This is a genomic window from Streptomyces polyrhachis (assembly GCF_042663125.1).
Classification (GTDB): Bacteria; Actinomycetota; Actinomycetes; order Streptomycetales; family Streptomycetaceae; genus Streptomyces; species Streptomyces polyrhachii.
In genome coordinates, this window is sequence record NZ_JBHSZO010000007.1 from 59,831 (window position 1) to 76,671 (window position 16,841).

Below are 16,841 nucleotides of genomic sequence, written 5' to 3' on the forward strand. Positions count from 1 at the left end.
ACGCTGGGGCCGACCACGACGGCTGTCCCGAGGAGTTGAGACGTTCGATGCAGTGCCCCAAGTGCCGTGCGCCGATGCAGACATACAACCGAAGCGGCGTCCAGATCGAGCAGTGCAGCGGATGCCGGGGGATCTTCCTGGACTACGGCGAGCTGGAGTCGATCGCGCGGATGGAGGCGCAGTGGCAGCAGCAGCAGGCCCCGCCCCCCGCCGCGCCGCCCGCCCAGCCCTACCCCCAGCAGCAGGCCCCGGCCTGGGGCGCCCCGCAGCACGGCGGCCACGGTGGATACGGCCACGGCTACGGGCACCGCAAGGGCGGATTCGGCCGGATGCTCTTCTCGTCCTGAGCCGGCCCCGAGCCCGCCGGGCGGGCTCGCCCGAAGCCGCGTCGCCCCGCCTCTCGCGAAGAGGCGGGGCGACGCGGCTGTGCACACAAACGACGGGGGCGACGCGGACCCGCTCTGCGCGGACCCGCGTCGCCCCCGTAAGTGTGCGCGATACTGGGATTGAACCAGTGACCTCTTCCGTGTCAGGGAAGCGCTCTCCCGCTGAGCTAATCGCGCGGGACCATGGGATGTTCAGCGTGCGCGATACTGGGATTGAACCAGTGACCTCTTCCGTGTCAGGGAAGCGCTCTCCCGCTGAGCTAATCGTCCGAGGTGGAGACGGGATTTGAACCCGTGTAGACGGCTTTGCAGGCCGTTGCCTCGCCTCTCGGCCACTCCACCAGCAGGGGACCCGGGAAGACCCCCATCGAGCGGACGACCAGATTCGAACTGGCGACCCTCACCTTGGCAAGGTGATGCTCTACCAACTGAGCTACGTCCGCTTGTCATGATCCGCTCCGCCTCGCGGCGACCCGGTGACGTCATGAACTGTAGCGGATTACGGGGCCAGCTCAAATTCCGTATCCCCGGCCCGCCGCGCAGGTCTCCCCCGGCCAACCCCTCGACCGGCGTGCGCGTCTCGACCGCACCTAGACTCGACACGTGTTCGACCTCGCTCCTCTCGCCCGCTTCGGCGGGATCGTCGCCTCCGATCTGCGGGACGTCACCACCGACCCCGCGGCGCTGGACTCCAGCGGCTGGTGGGCCGTGGTGGCCGACTTCGAGGGGCGGGTGGTCTGCGCCCGTTTCGGCGACGTCCGCGCGACAGCGCCCTCACGGACCTCCCCCGCCCCGCCCGCGCACCGCTGGCGGGGCCCCGCCCAAGACGCCTGGACCTCCTCGCTGGACCGCGACGCCTATCTGGCGGGGGTCCGCCGGATCCGGGAGCACATCGCGGCCGGCGAGGTCTACCAGGCCAACCTCTGCCGGGTGCTGAGCGCCCCGCTCCCCGACCCGGACGCCTCCGACGTGGACGCCCTGACCGCCGTGCTGGCCCGCGGCAACCCGGCCCCGTACGCGGGGACGGTCCGGCTGCCCGCGTACGGCGTCGAGGTGGCGACCGCCTCGCCCGAGCTGTTCCTGCGCCGCAGCGGCACCGTGGTGGAATCCGGTCCGATCAAGGGCACCGGGCGGACGGCCGCGGATCTGCTGGAGAAGGACCACGCCGAGAACGTGATGATCGTGGACCTGGTCCGCAACGACCTGGGCCGCGTCTGCGCCACCGGCTCGGTCACCGTCCCCGAGCTGTGCGCCGTGGAGGAGCACCCGGGCCTGGTCCACCTCGTCTCGACCGTACGGGGCGAGCTGGCGCCCGGCGCCGGCTGGGCGGAGCTGTTCGCGGCCGCCTTCCCGCCGGGCTCCGTCACCGGGGCGCCCAAGAGCAGCGCCCTGCGCATCATCGACGCCCTGGAGACGGCGCCGCGCGGCCCGTACTGCGGCGGGGTGGGCTGGGTGGACGCCGACCGCCGCCGGGGCGAACTGGCCGTGGGCATCCGCACGTTCTGGATCGACCGCCGCCCCCCGGGCGGCCCGGTGCTGCGCTTCGGCACCGGAGCGGGCATCACCTGGGGGTCGGACCCGGTGCGCGAGTGGGAGGAAACCGAGTTGAAGGCGGCCCGGCTGCTCGCGGTAGCGTCGGGGACGCACGCACCGGCGGGATCCGTGGGGGCAAGGGGAGGGGCACGTACGTGAAGATCTGGCTCGACGGGGCGCTGCGGGAGGTCGCCGACGCCCGCGTCTCCGTCCTCGACCACGGACTGACGGTCGGCGACGGCGTCTTCGAGACGTGCAAGGCCGTCGACGGGCGCCCGTTCGCGCTGAGCCGCCATCTGCGGCGGCTGGCGGACTCGGCGCGCGGGCTGGGGCTGCCGGAGCCGGACGAGGACGAGGTGCGCCACGCCTGCGCGCAGGTCCTCGCCGCCAACCCGGTGGCGCTGGGCCGGCTGCGCATCACCTGCACCGGCGGCCTCTCCCCGCTCGGCTCCGACCGCGGCGAGAGTGGCCCCACACTGGTCGTCGCGCTGGCCGCCACGGCGCCGCGACCGGACACGACGGCCGCGGTGACCGTCGCGTGGACCCGCAACGAGCGCAGTGCGGTGGCGGGGCTGAAGACCACCTCGTACGCGGAGAACGTCGTCGCCCTCGCGCACGCCCACCGGGCCGGCGCCTCCGAGGCGCTCTTCGCCAACACGCGGGGGCGGCTGTGCGAGGGCACCGGCTCCAACGTCTTCGTCGTCCTGGACGGCGAGCTGCACACCCCGCCGCTGGCCTCCGGCTGCCTGGCCGGGATCACCCGCCGCCTGGTGGTGGAGTGGACCGGCGCGCAGGAGACGGACCTGCCGCTGGAGGCGCTGGCCGAGGCCGACGAGGTCTTCCTGACCTCCTCCCTGCGCGACGTGCAGGCCGTCAGCCTGCTGGACGGCCGCGGGCTGCCCGGCGCGCCGGGCCCCGTCACCGCGAAGGCGATGCGGGTCTTCTACGAGCGCGCCGCGGCCGACATCGACCCGTAGGACCCGTAGGACCCGCAGACCCGCAGCGAACACGGCAGGGGGAGCCACATGACCACCACGATCCGGCCCACGGGTCCGGAGCGGACCGGGGCGGACGGCGGGCGCGCCCGCGACTTCGAGGTCTGCGTGAACGGGCGACCGGTGGGCGCCGTCGAGGTGCGCGCCGACGCCGAGCGGGGCGGCCGTATCAGCGGCCTGCGGATCGACGAGGGCGACCGCCGCCGGGGGCGGGCCACGGTGGCGGCGCTGGCCGCCGAGGAGGTGCTGCGGGGCTGGGGCTGCCGCGGCGTACGGATCTCCGTACCGGCCGGGGCGGCGGCCGCGCTGCGACTGGCCGCGGCACTCGGCTACACGGAGACGAACCGCCATCTGGAGAAGCGTCTGGGGCGCCCCCCGGAGCTGCCCGCCGGCAGCGTGCCGCGCCCGATCACGGAGATCGAGTTCCCGGCGTGGCGGGAGACCTCCGCGGCCGTCTACGTCGAGGAGGCCGTCGCCCGGGGCGCATCGCGCGAGGCCGAGGTACGCGACACCGAGCGCTACCTGGCGGCGCAGCTCCCGCAGGGCGCGGCGACGCCGACCGCCTCCCTGCGGATCCTCACCCACGACGGCGTGGACGTGGGCTACCTCTGGGTCGCGCTGACCTGCCCGGGGAAGCCGGGCGGCTGGGTCAACGACGTCGAGGTCCGCCCGGCCCACCGCGGCCGCGGGCACGGCCGGACGCTGATGCTGACGGCGGAGCGGGACTGCCTGGCGGCCGGCACCGGCATCCTCGGCCTGAACGTCTTCGCGGACAACACCCCGGCCCTGCGGCTGTACGAGTCGCTGGGCTACGCCCCGACCGCGTTCCACCTGGCGAAACCCCTGGCGTGAGCGGGCGGGCCGCACCTGGCAGAGTGGCCCCATGACAGACGCGACCCCCGCCCCCGCCCGCCCCGTTCTGGACGTCTGGTGCGAGCTGCAGTGCTCCGACTGCCTCAGCGCGCTGGACGACGTCCGCGCCCTGCGGGAGCGCTACGGCGACCGATTGGAGATCCGGCTGCGGCACTTCCCGCTGGAGAAGCACAAGCACGCCCTCGCCGCGGCCCAGGCCGCCGAGGAGGCCGCGGAGCAGGGACTCGGCTGGCCGTTCGCGGAAGCGGTGCTGGCGCGGGTGGCGGAGTTCGACGACCGGGGCGAGGCGCTGCTGACCGAGGTGGCCGCGGAGCTGGGGCTGGACGCGGAGGAGATGGCCACGGCGCTGGTCGACGGCCGCCACTTCCTGGCCGTGGACGCGGACACGGCGGAGGGCCGGGCGATCGGCGTCACGGGCACGCCCACGTACGAGATCGCGGGCCGGCGCCTGGACGGCGGGCAGAGCCAGGAGGGGCTGCGCGAGCGTATCGAGGAGATCGTGGACGGCCTGCCTGCCTGAGCGGCAGCGGCCCGGAGCGGCCCTGAGCAGCCCTGAGCAGCGCAGACACGCTCAGATGCCGTGTTTTTTCAGGATCTTCTCGATGTCGCTGAAGTCCTCCTGGTCCTGGCCCTGGTTTCGACCCTGGCCCTGCGCCGCTCGCGAGGACCCCAGCGCGGGCGCCTTGGCTGTCGTGTCCACGGCAGTGGAGCCCGGGCGGCTCCGCGCCGCGCGCTCGCGCCGGCCGGGGGTGCGGCCCGCGCCGATCCGGGCGGCGGCGTAGAGCACCACCGACAGCGCGAGGACGGCGAAGCCCGCCCAGACCGTGGGCTTGAGTACGAGGTCGGCGGCCCAGCCGCCGACCGCCGTACCGACCTCACGCCCCAGGTCGACCAGGCCGGCCATGGCCAGGCCCACCGGCAGCAGCGACACGGCGGCGATCCGCACCGCGCGCCGGAAACGGCGCCGGTAGGCCGTGAGCAGTGCGACGGCCAGGCCCGCCGCGGACAGTGCGGCACAGACGGTCGTGGTGAACATGCCCCCATCGTGCACCCACCGGCCCCTTCCGGGCCATGCCCACCGGACGGGGTCAGGGGGATGTGGGGGACGACGGGGGCGCCGTCTCCTCCTCAGGGAGCAGGCGGCGCTGCGGACGGCCGGTCACCACGGGATGAGGTCGTACCCCCCGGTGAGGGCGATGAGGCCGCCCACCACCGTCAGGAAGAGCATCAGCGGCGGCTGGGAGAGGGCGAAGAGGCAGCCGCGCGGCTCGGCGACGGCGACGCTGGAGGCCCGGGGCGGCCGGGACCGCGAGGGCTGCTGGGACGGGGTCGTGTGCGCCATGGCGGCACCGATGATGGCGCAGGGAACCCCCGCCGCGTAACCCAACACGCCGAAATCCGGGGGGAGTTCACCCGGCGGGGAGCTCCGCCTCGCGCTGGCGGGCCCGGTACGCGGCCACGTGCAGCCGGTTGCCGCAGGTGCGGCTGGAGCAGTAGCGCCGGGAGCGGTTGCGCGAGAGGTCGACGAAGGCGCGCCCGCAGTCCGGGGCCTCGCAGCGCCGCAGCCGCTCCTGCTCGCCCGCGACCACCAGGAACGCCAGGGCCATGCCGCCGTCGGCGGCGAGGTGCTGGGCGAGGGAGGCGCCGGGGGCGAAGTAGTGGATGTGCCAGTCGTAGCCGTCGTGGTCGGTCAGCCGCGGTGTCGTCCCGGCCTCGGCGACGAGGTCGTTGAGCAGGCCGGCGGCGGCGCGGGGGTCGGCGGCGGCGAAGACCTTCGCGAAGCGCTCGCGTACGGAGCGGACCTCGGCCAGGTCGCGCTCGTCGAGGGTGCCCACGCCGCTGATGTCGTACGCGGTGACGAAGCGGCGCAGCGCGGTCAGATCGCCCAGCCCGTCGTCCACCGGCTCCTCGTCGGCCGTGTTCAGCAGGCCGACGACCGCGTCCAGCGCGCACCGGGTGTCGTGATTGATCAACACGGGTCTCCCCACTGCCGTACCGCTGCCCGTGGCCCCGACTCTAACGTCAGCACGGCGCCGCCGTCGCGGTTGGTCCGCGACGGCGGCGCCGTGCTGGTGCAGCTATCCGGTTGGGTGAGCGATTGTGGCCAGGCAGTGACTTTCGGCGACTCTGTGTGACTGTTCGTGCCGCTCCGCGCCGTCTCCCCGAGTCGGACGGGCGCGGTCGACCGTCAGCTCTCCGCGAGGATGTGGGAGAGCTCCGTGTCGAGATCGAAGTGACGGTGTTCGGTACCGGGCGGGACGGCGGCGTCGGTCCGCTTCAGGAACGACTCCAGCGCCCGCGCGGGGGCTTCCAGCAGGGCTTCCCCCTCCGGAGAACTCAGGGCGATGCAGACAACGCCCTGACCGTGGCTGCGGGACGGCCAGACGCGGACGTCTCCGGTGCCGGTGGGCCGGTGCAGGCCCTCGGCGAGGAGGTCACGGGCGAATACCCATTCGACCGTCTCCTCGGCTCCGGTGTGGAAGGTGGCGTGCACGGCGTAGGGATCCGCCGTGTCGTACCGCAGGCCCGCCGGGACTGGCAGGGAGGACTCGCTCGACACAACGAGGCGCAGGTGCAGCTCGCAGCTGACCGTGGTGTTCATAAGCGCCAGGGCCTTTCGCTCAGTGTGCGCTCGGGGATTCGCACGTCGGCGAAGTCGACATGCCACCTACGGGGGCGTTGTAAACCCCTCTGACCGTTTTGTGATGATTTGGGTACTTCGTATGGCTTAGTGATGGTCCTGCGCGGTAAGCCATTCCGGTGAAGTCCCCGACTCGGGTAGTTTGGGCTGCATGAATGCGGAGAGTAACGGAGGTGGCCATGCCGCCTCGGGAGGCGCGACGGACGGCACCGGAGATGACCCGGTGGAGGTAACGGGGACCTCCGAGCCGCCGGTCAAAGAGCCCGCGCCCGGCATCTCGAAGGCCCCCCGGTTCGTCCAGGCGCGGCGCACCCTGCACCTGAGCTGGCAGGTCGGCGTCTTCGTCGTGGGGCTGGCCATCGTCGGGCTCGGCATCGTGATGCTGCCGCTGCCCGGGCCCGGCTGGGTGGTGATCTTCCTGGGCATGGCCGTCTGGGCGACGGAGTTCGTCTGGGCCCAGATAATCCTGCGCTGGACGAAACGCAAGGTCACCGAGGCCGCCCAGCGCGCCCTCGACCCCCGGGTACGCAGGCGGAACATCATCCTCACCACGATCGGCTGCGTCATCGCCGGCGCGCTGCTGGCCGCCTACACCGCACGCTACGGCTTCGTGATGCCCTGGGACACCGGCAGCTGACCGCACGGCCACCGGGCGGCACGGGCACGTTCTGACATGCGGTAACGTAGTGCCCACGCCCGGGCGATTAGCTCAGTGGGAGAGCGCTTCGTTCACACCGAAGAGGTCACTGGTTCGAACCCAGTATCGCCCACCCTGGTGAGCCCGAGGAAAGGGCCCGATCCGCACAAGACGCGGATCGGGCCCTTTCGCCTTTCCCCGTACCCCCCCGTTCCGGTTTCACCGAAGGGTGGCGGGACGGGGGCGGGTTGGCGTTCACTGGCGGGGTGGGGTGGAACCGGTACTCGTTTCGTGACCGCTGGGTCGTGGGGGCCTCCCCCGACGCCGTCTACCGGGCGCTGGAGGACGTGGCGGGCTACCCGGCGTGGTGGCCGCAGGTGCGCGCGGTGGCCGAGCAGGGGGAGGACCTGGGGACCTTGCGGATCAGGTCCGCCCTGCCGTACGAGCTGCGGGTGACCGCCTGGGCGCGGCGGCGCGATCCCGGGGCGCGGGTGCTGGAGATCGGGATGCGCGGGGATCTGGAGGGGTTCGCCCGGTTCACCGTGTCGGCCGCCGGGACGGGCGCGGTGGCGGTGTTCGAGCAGGAGGTCGAGGTGCGGCGGCCCCTGCTGCGGTGGTTCGCGGTGCCGGGGAGGCCGCTGTTCCTGGCCAACCACGCGTGGATGATGCGCGGGGGGCGGCGGGGGCTTCGGCGGCTGCTGCGCGAACGGGTTTGAATCCCGGGGGGCGGGCCCTGTAATGTTCTTCTCGCGCCACGGCGCAGCGGGCGATTAGCTCAGTGGGAGAGCGCTTCGTTCACACCGAAGAGGTCACTGGTTCGAACCCAGTATCGCCCACCCGTTGACGGGGCCCGAGTCCATGGACTCGGGCCCTGTTGCTTTTCCCGGTTGCTTCCCGCCGCCGCCCTCACGCCGCGTGCGGCAGCTCGGGGCGCAGGGGCCAGGCCGGGTCCGGGAGGGCCTCGCCGGGCTTCGCGAACCACGCCTGGGGGCCGCGGGCCTGGGCGGCGTGCCAGACCGCCTGGCGGGCGTGCAGTTCGGCCAGGCGGTGGGCGCCTATCCGGTCGCGGTGGCGCCGGCCGATCGACCGTACGACCGTCAGCGCCGCGAGTGCCCGCGCCGCCGTGTCGTGGGGGTCGTCGCCTTCCTGCCGTACGACCTCGTAGGCGGCGCAGAGGTCCGCCAGCGCGCTGCCGCCCGGGCGCTGGGGGTCGAGGTGGCCGTCCAGGACCCGGGGGTCCAGCACGCACAGCACGCCCGTGCCCAGATAGGTCGCGAGGGAGGAGTTGCGATGCCGGCGCAGCTCGCGGTCCAGGAGGGTCAGGCCGAAGGGCGCGTCCATCACCACCAGCGGCACTCCCGCCGCCGCGTGCGAGGAGAGCGCCCGGCCGACCTCCTCCATCACCGGTGAGGGCCAGCGGCCGAAGTGCTGGAGATGGGACTCGGTCAGCCCGTGCGCGCGGGTCGCCGCGGCCGGGACCTCGACGCCCGGGGAGACCAGCCAGCGGGTGACGCGCGGCGGCGACGAGGGCTGGTGCTGGACGACCAGCGCCGCGCAGACGATGCGGTCGTGCTCGGTGTCCGCGCCGGTCGTCTCGACACCGAACGCGGCGAGCGGCCCCTCGTACCAGAGTGTGGTCGATTCCAAGACCCCAACTCCCTGATCTAGACCGGTCGATACTGCCCGTTTCCCCGCCCGGGCTGGTGATACCCGCCCGGGGGGCGGGTCGAACAGGCGTCTTCGGACTGTTACGCGGACTGCGCGGGTGGACGCCGGCCCGCAGTGGGTTTTCCACAGGCGGACATAGTCGTTTTCCCGCGCGGGGGCGGGATCGGTACGATTCAGGCCGCATCGCGTTCGCGGTGCCTGTGCCCGATCCCCGAGGAGCTACCGGTGTCCGACGTCACTGTGATCGTCCAACGCGAATCCGCCGAGCCGGAAGCGCGCGTGGTCACGACGGGTACGACGGCGGCGGCGCTCTTCGAGGGCGAGCGCCAGATCGTGGCCGCCCGGGTGCGCGGCGAGCTGAAGGACCTGTCGTACGAGCTGGCCGAGGGCGACGAGGTCGAGCCCGTCGGCATCTCCTCCCCCGACGGCCTGGACATCCTGCGCCACTCCACCGCGCACGTGATGGCGCAGGCGGTGCAGGAGCTGTTCCCCGAGGCGAAGCTGGGCATCGGACCGCCCATCAAGGACGGTTTCTACTACGACTTCGACGTCGAGACGCCCTTCACCCCCGAGGACCTCAAGCGCGTCGAGAAGAAGATGCAGGAGATCCAGAAGCGCGGCCAGCGCTTCGAGCGCCGGGTCACCACCGACGAGGACGCCCGCGCCGAGCTGGCCGACGAGCCGTACAAGCTGGAGCTGATCGGGCTGAAGGGCTCCGCGGCGGACGCCGCCGAGGGTGCCTCGGCCGAGGTCGGCGCCGGCGAGCTGTCGATCTACGACAACGTGGACGCCAAGACGGGCGAGCTGTGCTGGAAGGACCTGTGCCGCGGCCCGCACCTGCCGACGACGCGCGCCATCCCGGCGTTCAAGCTGATGCGCTCGGCCGCCGCCTACTGGCGGGGCAGTGAGAAGAACAAGCAGCTGCAGCGGATCTACGGCACCGCGTGGCCGACGAAGGACGAGCTGAAGGCGTACCTGGACTTCCTGGTCGAGGCCGAGAAGCGCGACCACCGCAAGCTGGGCGCGGAACTGGACCTGTTCTCCATCCCGGAGGAGCTGGGCTCGGGTCTCGCGGTCTTCCACCCCAAGGGCGGCATCGTGCGCCGGGAGATGGAGAACTACTCCCGCAAGCAGCACGAGGACGCGGGGTACGAGTTCGTCAACACCCCGCACATCTCCAAGGAGCAGCTCTTCGAGACCTCCGGGCACCTGCCGAACTACGCGGACGCGATGTTCCCGCCGCTGGAGTTCGACGGGCAGAACTACCGCCTGAAGGCGATGAACTGCCCGATGCACAACCTGATCTTCAAGGCGCGCGGGCGCTCGTACCGCGAACTGCCGCTGCGGCTCTTCGAGTTCGGCACGGTGTACCGGTACGAGAAGTCCGGTGTGGTGCACGGGATGACCCGGGCGCGCGGCTTCACGCAGGACGACTCGCACATCTACTGCACCAAGGAGCAGATGCCGCAGGAGCTGGACTCGCTGCTGACCTTCGTGCTCGACCTGCTGCGGGACTACGGGCTGGGCGACTTCGAGCTGGAGCTGTCCACCCGCGACCCGGAGTCGGACAAGTTCATCGGTGAGGACTCCGAGTGGGAGGAGGCCACCGAGGCGCTGCGCCAGGCCGCCGAGAAGCAGGGGCTGCCACTGGTCGCGGACCCGGGCGGCGCGGCGTACTACGGGCCGAAGATCTCGGTGCAGGTCAAGGATGCGATCGGCCGGTCATGGCAGATGTCGACCATCCAGGTCGACTTCCAGCAGCCCAAGCGCTTCCACCTGGAGTACACGGCGGCGGACGGCTCCCGGCAGCAGCCGGTGATGATCCACCGGGCGCTGTTCGGCTCGATCGAGCGCTTCTTCGCGGTACTGCTGGAGCACTACGCGGGCGCGTTCCCGGCGTGGCTGGCCCCGGTGCAGGCGGTGGGCATCCCGATCGGCGACGCGCACGTGCCGTACCTGGAGGAGTTCGCGGCGGCGGCGAAGGCCAGGGGGCTGCGGGTCGAGGTGGACTCGTCCTCGGAGCGGATGCAGAAGAAGATCCGCAACCAGCAGCGCAACAAGGTGCCGTTCATGGTCATCGCGGGCGACGAGGACATGGCGAACGGCTCGGTGTCCTTCCGCTACCGGGACGGCTCGCAGGAGAACGGCATCCCGGTCGACGAGGCGATCGAGAAGATCGCGAAGGTCGTCCGGGAGCGGACCCAGGTCTGAGGCCGGGCGGGCCATGCCCCGGTACGGGCCGCGCCGAGGTCGGGCGCGGTGCGTACCGGGGCACGTCCTATGCTGGCCCGCATGAGCAACGAGCCGGAGCTGCAGATCGGGGTGGGGGCCCCGGACGCATTCCAGCGTCTGTGGACCCCCCACCGCATGGCCTATATCCAGGGTGAGAACAAGCCGACGGGGCCCGGCTCCGACGACGGCTGCCCCTTCTGCGCCATCCCGGGCAAGTCCGACGAGGACGGGCTCGTCGTCGCGCGCGGCGAGCGCGCGTACGCGGTGCTCAACCTGTACCCGTACAACGGCGGGCATCTGATGGTGGTCCCGTTCCGGCACGTCGCCGACTACACGGAGCTGACGGCCGAGGAGACCGCCGAGGTCGCGGAGCTGACGAAGCAGGCGATGCGTACGCTGCGGGCGGCCTCCGGGGCGCAGGGCTTCAACATCGGGTTGAACCAGGGCGCGGTGGCGGGCGCGGGGATCGCGGCCCATCTGCACCAGCACATCGTGCCGCGCTGGGGCGGGGACGCCAACTTCATGCCGGTCGTGGGACACACGAAGGTGCTGCCGCAACTGCTGGCGGACACGCGGCGGTTGCTGGCGGAGGTCTGGCCGGCGGACGGCTCCGACTGACGCGGACGGCTCCGAGCGACGGAGTGGACCCGCGGCGGGAGCCGGGCGCCGCGGGTCGGTCAGGGGCGCGGGCGGGTGGCGTAGAAGGCGACGGCTGAAGCGGCGGCCACGTTGAGGGAGTCGACGCCGGCGTCCATCGGGATGCGGACGTGCACGTCGGCCGCCTGGAGGGCCGCGGGCGACAGCCCCTCCCCCTCCGTGCCCAGCATCAGGGCCAGTTTCCCGTCGCGGCGGGCGGCGAGTTCGTCGAGGGTGACGGAGGTCGGGGAGAGGCACAGGGCCGCGAGGACGAAGCCGTGGGCGCGGACGGCCTCTGCGTCGCGCGGCCAGGACTCCAGCCGGGTGTACGGGACGGCGAAGACCGCCCCCATCGACACCTTCACCGCCCGCCGGTAGAGCGGGTCCGCGCAGCGCGGGGTGAGCAGTACCGCGTCCACCCCGAGCGCCGCCGCGTTGCGGAAGGCGGCGCCCATGTTGGCGTGGTCGACGGTGTCCTCGAAGACGGCCACCCGGCGGGCGCCCGCGAGGACGTCGGCGAGGGCGGGGAGGGGCTTGCGTTCCATCGAGGCCAGGGCGCCGCGGTGGACGTGGTAGCCGGTGACGCTCTCGGCGAGTTCGGGGGTGACCACGTGGACCGGGGCGTCGGTGGCGGTGATGACGTCCTGCAGCTGGCCGGCCCACTTGGGGGTGAGCAGCATCGAGCGCATGCGGTAACCGGCGTGCAGGGCGCGGCGGATGACCTTCTCGCCCTCCGCGATGAAGAGGCCCTCGACCGGTTCGCGGCGGCGGCGCAGCTCCACGTCGGTGAGGTCCGTGTAGTCGCTCAGGCGCGGGTCGGCGGGGTCGGTCACGGGGGCGGTGGGGTGCATGGGCTGCCTTGCTCGGGGTGGTGCGGGCTAGCGGTCGCGGCGGGTGCGGGTGACGACGTCGCCGATCACGATGACCGCCGGGGGGCGGATGTCCTCGTCCCTGATGCGGACCGCGATGTCCGCGAGGGTGCCGTCCACCCGGCGCTGCGCCGCCGTCGTCCCCTCCTGGATCGCCGCCACGGGGGTGTCGGCCGGGCGGCCGTGGGCCGTGAGGGTCTCGGCGATGGCGGCTATCCGCTCGACACCCATGAGGACCACGATCGTCCCCGTCGTACGGGCCAGGGCGGGCCAGTTGGTCAGGGAGCGCTCGTCGCCGGGGGCGACGTGGCCGCTGACCACCGTGAACTCGTGGGCCACGCCGCGGTGGGTGACCGGGATGCCCGCCGCGCCCGGCACGCTGATGGAGCTGGTCACGCCGGGGACCACGGTGCAGGGGATGCCGGCCTCGGCGAGTGCCTCGGCCTCCTCCATGCCCCGGCCGAAGACGAAGGGGTCGCCGCCCTTGAGCCGTACGACCGACTTCCCGGCCCTGGCGTGCTCGATGAGGGCGTTGTTGATGGCCTCCTGGGCCATGAAGCGGCCGTAGGGGATCTTCGCGGCGTCGATCACCTCGACGTGGGGGGCGAGTTCGTCGAGGAGGTCGCGGGGGCCGAGGCGGTCGGCGATGACGACGTCGGCCTCGGCGAGGAGGCGGCGGCCGCGCACGGTGATCAGGTCGGGGTCGCCGGGGCCGCCGCCGACCAGGGCGACGCCGGGGGTGCGTTCGCGGTGGCGGGGGGCGGCCAGGGTGCCGTCGTGGAGTCCCTCGACGATGGCGTCGCGGACGGCCGCCGAGCGGCGGGGGTCGCGGCCGGTGAGGACGGCCACGGTCACGCCCTCGCTGCGGCCGGTGGCGGGGGTCCAGGCGGTGGCCCGGGAGGCGTCGTCGCTGCGTACGCACCAGACGCGGTGCGCCTCGGCCTCGGCGGAGGCGGCGGCGTTGGCCTCCGGGTCGCCGGTCGCCACCAGGGCGTACCAGGCGTCGGCCAGGTCGCCGTCGCGGTACGGGCGTTGCTCCCAGCAAAGCTCTCCCGCCGCCGCCATCGCCTCGACCGAGGGGGTCGCCGCCGGGGCGACGAGCGTCACGTCGGCGCCGGCGGCGATCAGCGCGGGCAGCCGCCGCTGGGCGACCTGCCCCCCGCCGATGACGACGACCTTCTTGCCTTCGAGACGCAGTCCGACGGGGTAGGCCATGGGGAGCGGGCTCCTTGCTGTACTGCCTGGAAGGGGGCGACTTGACGATATAACGGCCGCCCCCGCCACGGGTCAGCCCTTCTCTGTGACGCCCGCCGCATCAAAGGTGGCCACCTCGTGCATGGCGCGCGCCGCCGACTGGACCAGGGGCAGCGCCAGCAGGGCGCCGGTGCCCTCGCCCAGGCGCAGGTCCAGGTCGATCAGGGGGCGCAGGCCCAGCTTCGTCAGCGCGGCCGAGTGGCCCGGCTCCGCCGAGCGGTGGCCGGCCACGCACGCCGCCAGGGCCTCCGGGGCGATCGCCCGGGCCACCAGGGCGGCCGCTCCGGCGCTCACGCCGTCCAGGACCACCGGGGTGCGCAGGGAGGCGCCGCCCAGGATGAAGCCCACCAGCGCCGCGTGCTCCAGGCCGCCGACCGAGGCCAGGACGCCGACGGGGTCGGCGGGGTCGGGCTGGTGCAGCTCCAGCGCGCCGCGTACCACCTCGACCTTGCGGGCGTGCGTCTCGTCGTTGATACCCGTGCCGCGGCCGGTCACCTCCGCCGGGTCGGTCTGGGTGAAGACCGAGATCAGCGCCGCCGAGGCGGTCGTGTTGGCGATGCCCATCTCACCGGTGAGCAGGGCCTTGTTGCCCGCCGCGACCAGGTCGCGGGCGGTCTCGATGCCCATCTCGACGGCCCGTACGGCCTCTTCGCGGGACATCGCGGGGCCGGTGCTCATGTCGGCGGTGCCGGGCCGTACCTTGCGGGGGACCAGGCCCGGGGTGGCGGGCAGCTCCGCCGCCACGCCCACGTCGACCACGCAGACCTCCGCGCCCACCTGCGCCGCGAAGGCGTTGCAGACCGCGCCGCCGCTCAGGAAGTTCGCCACCATCTGCGCGGTGACCTCCTGCGGCCACGGCGTCACGCCCTGGGCGTGCACCCCGTGGTCGCCCGCGAAGATCGCCACCGCGGCGGGCTCCGGGATCGGCGGCGGGCACGTGCGCGACAGTCCGCACAGCTGCGCGGAGATGATCTCCAGCATGCCCAGGGAGCCGGCCGGCTTCGTCATCCGCTTCTGGCGCTCCCACGCCTCGCCGAGCGCCTTGGCGTCCAGCGGGCGGATCGCGTCCAGCGTCTCCAGCAGCAGGTCGTGCGGCTGCTCGCCGGGCAGCGCGCGCCGTCCGTACGTCTCCTCGTGGACCACCCACGACAGGGGGCGGCGCTTGGACCAGCCGGCCTGCACCAGCTCCGGCTCCTCGGGGAACTCGTCCACGTACCCCACGCACAGGTACGCCACCACGTCCAGGTGCTCGGGCAGCTCCAGCTCCCGGCACAGCTCGCGCTCGTCGAAGAAGCTCACCCAGCCGACGCCCAGGCCCTCGGCGCGCGCCGCGAGCCAGAGGTTCTCCACGGCCAGCGCGGAGGAGTACGGCGCCATCTGCGGCTGGGTGTGGCGGCCCAGGGTGTGGCGGCCGCCGCGGGTGGGGTCGGCGGTCACCACGATGTTCACCGGAGTGTCGAGGATGGCCTCGATCTTCATCTCCTTGAACTGCTTGGCCCGCGCCTTCGGCAGGGAGCGCGCGTAGGCGTCGCGCTGGCGCATCGCCAGCTCGTGCATCCGGCCGCGGGTCTCCTCGGAGCGGATGACCACGAAGTCCCAGGGCTGCGAGTGGCCGACGCTGGGCGCGGTGTGCGCCGCCTCCAGCACGCGCAGCAGCACCTCGTGCGGGACGGGGTCGGGGCGGAAGCCGTTGCGGATGTCGCGCCGCTCGCGCATCACGCGGTGCACGGCCTCGCGGTCGCTGTCGTCGAAGGGGGCGGCGGGGGCGGTCGCGGGCTTGGGGGGTGCTGCTTCCGCCGCTGCTGCCGGCTCGGGGGCTTCGGGGGCTTCGTCGAGCGGCTCGTCGGCCGGCGGGGCGGGCGGCTCCTCCAGTACGACCGTGACCGCCGTGGACGAGTGGACGTACGCCCCGTCGGGGATGGCGAGTGCGGGGACGGCGGCCGCCGGCTGCGGTGCCTGCTCGGCTTCGGGTGCCTCGGGCGCCTCCGGTGCGGACGGCCAGGGCTCCGGCTGCGCGGGGATGCGGCCGAGTTGCGGGACGGGGAGTTCGGCCGCGGGGCCGGAGGTGTCGAGGTACTCCGGGCCGATCGTCGCCGGGCCGGGCTCGGGCCGCGGGTCCGCGGCGGCGGGGGGCCGCGGCGATCCGTCCGCCGGTCGGACCGGCGCGTCCGGCTGCACGGCGGCGGGAGCGGGCGCGGGGGCGGGGGCGGCTTCTGCCGCTGCGGGGGCCTGAGTCGGGGCCGTCACGGGCGGTACGGGCGCCTCGGGGGCGAGTACCTCGGGGGCGAGCGCTTCGGGGGCGGGTGCCTCGACCGGCTGCGCGGCGGCCGGCGGCTGCGGCCGCACCGGCGCCGGGGTCTGGACCGGCTGGACCGGCACGACCGCCGGCGCCACGGGGGCCGGCTCCGTACGGGAGGGCTGCGACGCCCGGTCCTCCACCGACGGTACGGGGACGGGCACGTCGGCGGGTCCGGCAGGGGCCGCCGTCGCGGCGGGCGCCGCGGGACGGAGCGGCTGGACGGGCGCCTGCTGCGGCGCCGCGGCCGCCGGGCCGCGGTCCGCCAGCGAGCGGACCATGCCGATCCCCTGGCCCGGCACCGGGCCCATGTGCGGCGGGCGGCGCACCGCGCCGGGTGCCGCCTCGCTCCACGCGCCCTGGGCGCCCGGCAGGAAGAGGAGGTCGTCCTCCTCGACCAGCGTCTCGACGCCCTCCGCGCCCGCGGGGAAGCCGAAGTCCCCCGGCGGCGCGGGCTGCGCGTCCGCCGCGAGCGGTGTCTCGGGGCCGTGTCCGCTCCCCGGACGTCCCTCCGGGAGCGTGCCGGTGTCAGTCATGCGTACGTACCCCTCGCCCATCGCTCGTGCTCCTTCCAACCGCCGTCCGGTTCACCCCGGGGCGAACCGTCCGCCCGAACCAAGAACGAGCGCGCCCGCCACGCGGCACGACCCACTCGAGGTGTTCGGATTGCCCGACAGGCCGGACGGCCGCTGCTTCCGCCGCCGTCGACCCGCTCTTGTGGGAACGCCGCACCGCTGCGGCTTTCCGTCCCCGCGGCGCCCTTTGACCACTTCGGCCACCGCGCGGCACAACGATCGGTCAGCCTACCCGTCCGCCGGATG

General features: G+C 73.5%; 17 protein-coding genes and 5 tRNA genes. 11 read left to right on the forward strand and 11 right to left on the reverse strand.

Annotated features, from left to right (window positions below):
• Positions 1-47: 47 nt before the first annotated feature.
• The gene (locus tag ACFQLX_RS06400; protein ID WP_386412992.1) at positions 48-347 is read left to right on the forward strand and encodes a TFIIB-type zinc ribbon-containing protein; all 300 of its coding nucleotides are present in this window, start codon (positions 48-50) and stop codon (positions 345-347) included.
• A gap of 144 nt (positions 348-491) precedes the next feature.
• Here the strand turns inward: ACFQLX_RS06400 and ACFQLX_RS06405 are convergent.
• From ACFQLX_RS06405 to ACFQLX_RS06415, 3 genes are all read right to left on the reverse strand, one after another.
• Positions 492-563: transfer RNA gene (locus ACFQLX_RS06405), tRNA-Val, on the reverse strand.
• A 94-nt stretch (positions 564-657) separates the two neighbouring features.
• Positions 658-728, reverse strand: a tRNA-Cys gene (locus tag ACFQLX_RS06410).
• 28 nt (positions 729-756) lie between these two features.
• A tRNA-Gly gene (locus tag ACFQLX_RS06415) sits at positions 757-829 on the reverse strand.
• A gap of 160 nt (positions 830-989) precedes the next feature.
• On the opposite strand from ACFQLX_RS06415, the gene ACFQLX_RS06420 reads away from it, so the two are divergent.
• Genes ACFQLX_RS06420 through ACFQLX_RS06435 form a run of 4 tightly spaced genes read left to right on the forward strand, consistent with a single transcriptional unit; the run spans position 990 to position 4,307 of the window.
• Complete coding sequence (locus ACFQLX_RS06420; protein WP_386412994.1) at positions 990-2,078, forward strand: chorismate-binding protein; 1,089 nt, start codon at positions 990-992, stop codon at positions 2,076-2,078.
• On the forward strand, positions 2,075-2,896 hold the full coding sequence (locus ACFQLX_RS06425) for an aminotransferase class IV (protein WP_386412997.1): 822 nt from the start codon (positions 2,075-2,077) through the stop codon (positions 2,894-2,896). The genes ACFQLX_RS06420 and ACFQLX_RS06425 overlap by 4 nt, the downstream gene beginning before the upstream one ends.
• A gap of 48 nt (positions 2,897-2,944) precedes the next feature.
• The gene (locus tag ACFQLX_RS06430) at positions 2,945-3,766 is read left to right on the forward strand and encodes a GNAT family N-acetyltransferase (protein WP_386412999.1); all 822 of its coding nucleotides are present in this window, start codon (positions 2,945-2,947) and stop codon (positions 3,764-3,766) included.
• Between the two features lie 31 nt (positions 3,767-3,797).
• Positions 3,798-4,307 carry a DsbA family protein gene (locus ACFQLX_RS06435; protein ID WP_386413001.1) on the forward strand — a complete coding sequence of 170 codons (510 nt, stop codon included), beginning with the start codon at positions 3,798-3,800 and terminating at the stop codon, positions 4,305-4,307.
• 51 nt (positions 4,308-4,358) lie between these two features.
• Here the strand turns inward: ACFQLX_RS06435 and ACFQLX_RS06440 are convergent, their stop codons facing one another.
• The 4 genes from ACFQLX_RS06440 to ACFQLX_RS06455 all read right to left on the reverse strand — a co-directional run bounded on the left by ACFQLX_RS06440 (position 4,359) and on the right by ACFQLX_RS06455 (position 6,389).
• Positions 4,359-4,823, reverse strand: coding sequence for a hypothetical protein (locus tag ACFQLX_RS06440; RefSeq protein WP_386413002.1), 465 nt, complete (start codon positions 4,821-4,823; stop codon positions 4,359-4,361).
• A gap of 123 nt (positions 4,824-4,946) precedes the next feature.
• Positions 4,947-5,129, reverse strand: a complete 183-nt coding sequence (locus tag ACFQLX_RS06445; protein WP_386413004.1) for a hypothetical protein — start codon at positions 5,127-5,129, stop codon at positions 4,947-4,949.
• A 67-nt stretch (positions 5,130-5,196) separates the two neighbouring features.
• Positions 5,197-5,763: a CGNR zinc finger domain-containing protein gene (locus tag ACFQLX_RS06450; protein WP_386413006.1), complete on the reverse strand. Its 567-nt coding sequence runs from the start codon at positions 5,761-5,763 to the stop codon at positions 5,197-5,199.
• Positions 5,764-5,975: 212 nt separating this feature from the next.
• Positions 5,976-6,389, reverse strand: coding sequence for an SsgA family sporulation/cell division regulator (locus ACFQLX_RS06455; protein WP_003959770.1), 414 nt, complete (start codon positions 6,387-6,389; stop codon positions 5,976-5,978).
• 190 nt (positions 6,390-6,579) lie between these two features.
• Between ACFQLX_RS06455 and ACFQLX_RS06460 the strand changes: the two genes are divergently transcribed.
• The 4 genes from ACFQLX_RS06460 to ACFQLX_RS06475 all read left to right on the forward strand — a co-directional run bounded on the left by ACFQLX_RS06460 (position 6,580) and on the right by ACFQLX_RS06475 (position 7,901).
• Entirely contained in the window at positions 6,580-7,065 is a 486-nt protein-coding gene (locus tag ACFQLX_RS06460) for a TIGR02611 family protein (RefSeq protein WP_386413009.1), read from the forward strand.
• Positions 7,066-7,126: 61 nt separating this feature from the next.
• A tRNA-Val gene (locus ACFQLX_RS06465) sits at positions 7,127-7,198 on the forward strand.
• A 172-nt stretch (positions 7,199-7,370) separates the two neighbouring features.
• Positions 7,371-7,781 (forward strand): SRPBCC family protein, encoded by a 411-nt coding sequence (locus ACFQLX_RS06470; RefSeq protein ID WP_386413012.1) that lies wholly within the window; start codon positions 7,371-7,373, stop codon positions 7,779-7,781.
• Positions 7,782-7,829: 48 nt separating this feature from the next.
• Positions 7,830-7,901 (forward strand) — tRNA-Val (locus tag ACFQLX_RS06475).
• 70 nt (positions 7,902-7,971) lie between these two features.
• Here the strand turns inward: ACFQLX_RS06475 and ACFQLX_RS06480 are convergent.
• Complete coding sequence (locus ACFQLX_RS06480; protein WP_386413013.1) at positions 7,972-8,712, reverse strand: 3'-5' exonuclease family protein; 741 nt, start codon at positions 8,710-8,712, stop codon at positions 7,972-7,974.
• 246 nt (positions 8,713-8,958) lie between these two features.
• Here ACFQLX_RS06480 and thrS point away from each other — a divergent pair, with 246 nt between their 5' ends.
• Together thrS and ACFQLX_RS06490 are read left to right on the forward strand one after the other, a co-directional pair.
• Positions 8,959-10,944 carry a threonine--tRNA ligase gene (gene thrS, locus ACFQLX_RS06485; RefSeq protein ID WP_386413015.1) on the forward strand — a complete coding sequence of 662 codons (1,986 nt, stop codon included), beginning with the start codon at positions 8,959-8,961 and terminating at the stop codon, positions 10,942-10,944.
• A 69-nt stretch (positions 10,945-11,013) separates the two neighbouring features.
• Positions 11,014-11,583 carry an HIT family protein gene (locus ACFQLX_RS06490; protein ID WP_386413018.1) on the forward strand — a complete coding sequence of 190 codons (570 nt, stop codon included), beginning with the start codon at positions 11,014-11,016 and terminating at the stop codon, positions 11,581-11,583.
• Between the two features lie 59 nt (positions 11,584-11,642).
• On the opposite strand, the gene ACFQLX_RS06495 is transcribed toward ACFQLX_RS06490, so the two are convergent.
• The 3 genes from ACFQLX_RS06495 to cobT all read right to left on the reverse strand — a co-directional run bounded on the left by ACFQLX_RS06495 (position 11,643) and on the right by cobT (position 16,556).
• Positions 11,643-12,452: a TrmH family RNA methyltransferase gene (locus tag ACFQLX_RS06495; protein WP_386413020.1), complete on the reverse strand. Its 810-nt coding sequence runs from the start codon at positions 12,450-12,452 to the stop codon at positions 11,643-11,645.
• 27 nt (positions 12,453-12,479) lie between these two features.
• Positions 12,480-13,685 carry a uroporphyrinogen-III C-methyltransferase gene (gene cobA, locus ACFQLX_RS06500; protein WP_386413022.1) on the reverse strand — a complete coding sequence of 402 codons (1,206 nt, stop codon included), beginning with the start codon at positions 13,683-13,685 and terminating at the stop codon, positions 12,480-12,482.
• A gap of 72 nt (positions 13,686-13,757) precedes the next feature.
• Positions 13,758-16,556 (reverse strand): nicotinate-nucleotide--dimethylbenzimidazole phosphoribosyltransferase, encoded by a 2,799-nt coding sequence (gene cobT / locus ACFQLX_RS06505; RefSeq protein WP_386413024.1) that lies wholly within the window; start codon positions 16,554-16,556, stop codon positions 13,758-13,760.
• Positions 16,557-16,841: the final 285 nt, after the last annotated feature.

What these genes read in the sequence shown, in the direction of transcription:
- ACFQLX_RS06400 (WP_386412992.1), top strand. Translation starts at nt 48, where the DNA reads ATGCAGTGCCCCAAGTGCCGTGCGCCGATGCAGACATACAACCGAAGC.
- ACFQLX_RS06430 (WP_386412999.1), top strand. Translation starts at nt 2,945, where the DNA reads ATGACCACCACGATCCGGCCCACGGGTCCGGAGCGGACCGGGGCGGAC.
- ACFQLX_RS06435 (WP_386413001.1), top strand. Translation starts at nt 3,798, where the DNA reads ATGACAGACGCGACCCCCGCCCCCGCCCGCCCCGTTCTGGACGTCTGG.
- ACFQLX_RS06440 (WP_386413002.1), bottom strand. Translation starts at nt 4,823, where the DNA reads ATGTTCACCACGACCGTCTGTGCCGCACTGTCCGCGGCGGGCCTGGCC.
- ACFQLX_RS06445 (WP_386413004.1), bottom strand. Translation starts at nt 5,129, where the DNA reads ATGGCGCACACGACCCCGTCCCAGCAGCCCTCGCGGTCCCGGCCGCCC.
- ACFQLX_RS06455 (WP_003959770.1), bottom strand. Translation starts at nt 6,389, where the DNA reads ATGAACACCACGGTCAGCTGCGAGCTGCACCTGCGCCTCGTTGTGTCG.
- ACFQLX_RS06460 (WP_386413009.1), top strand. Translation starts at nt 6,580, where the DNA reads ATGAATGCGGAGAGTAACGGAGGTGGCCATGCCGCCTCGGGAGGCGCG.
- ACFQLX_RS06490 (WP_386413018.1), top strand. Translation starts at nt 11,014, where the DNA reads ATGCTGGCCCGCATGAGCAACGAGCCGGAGCTGCAGATCGGGGTGGGG.
- ACFQLX_RS06495 (WP_386413020.1), bottom strand. Translation starts at nt 12,452, where the DNA reads ATGCACCCCACCGCCCCCGTGACCGACCCCGCCGACCCGCGCCTGAGC.
- cobA (WP_386413022.1), bottom strand. Translation starts at nt 13,685, where the DNA reads ATGGCCTACCCCGTCGGACTGCGTCTCGAAGGCAAGAAGGTCGTCGTC.
- cobT (WP_386413024.1), bottom strand. Translation starts at nt 16,556, where the DNA reads ATGACTGACACCGGCACGCTCCCGGAGGGACGTCCGGGGAGCGGACAC.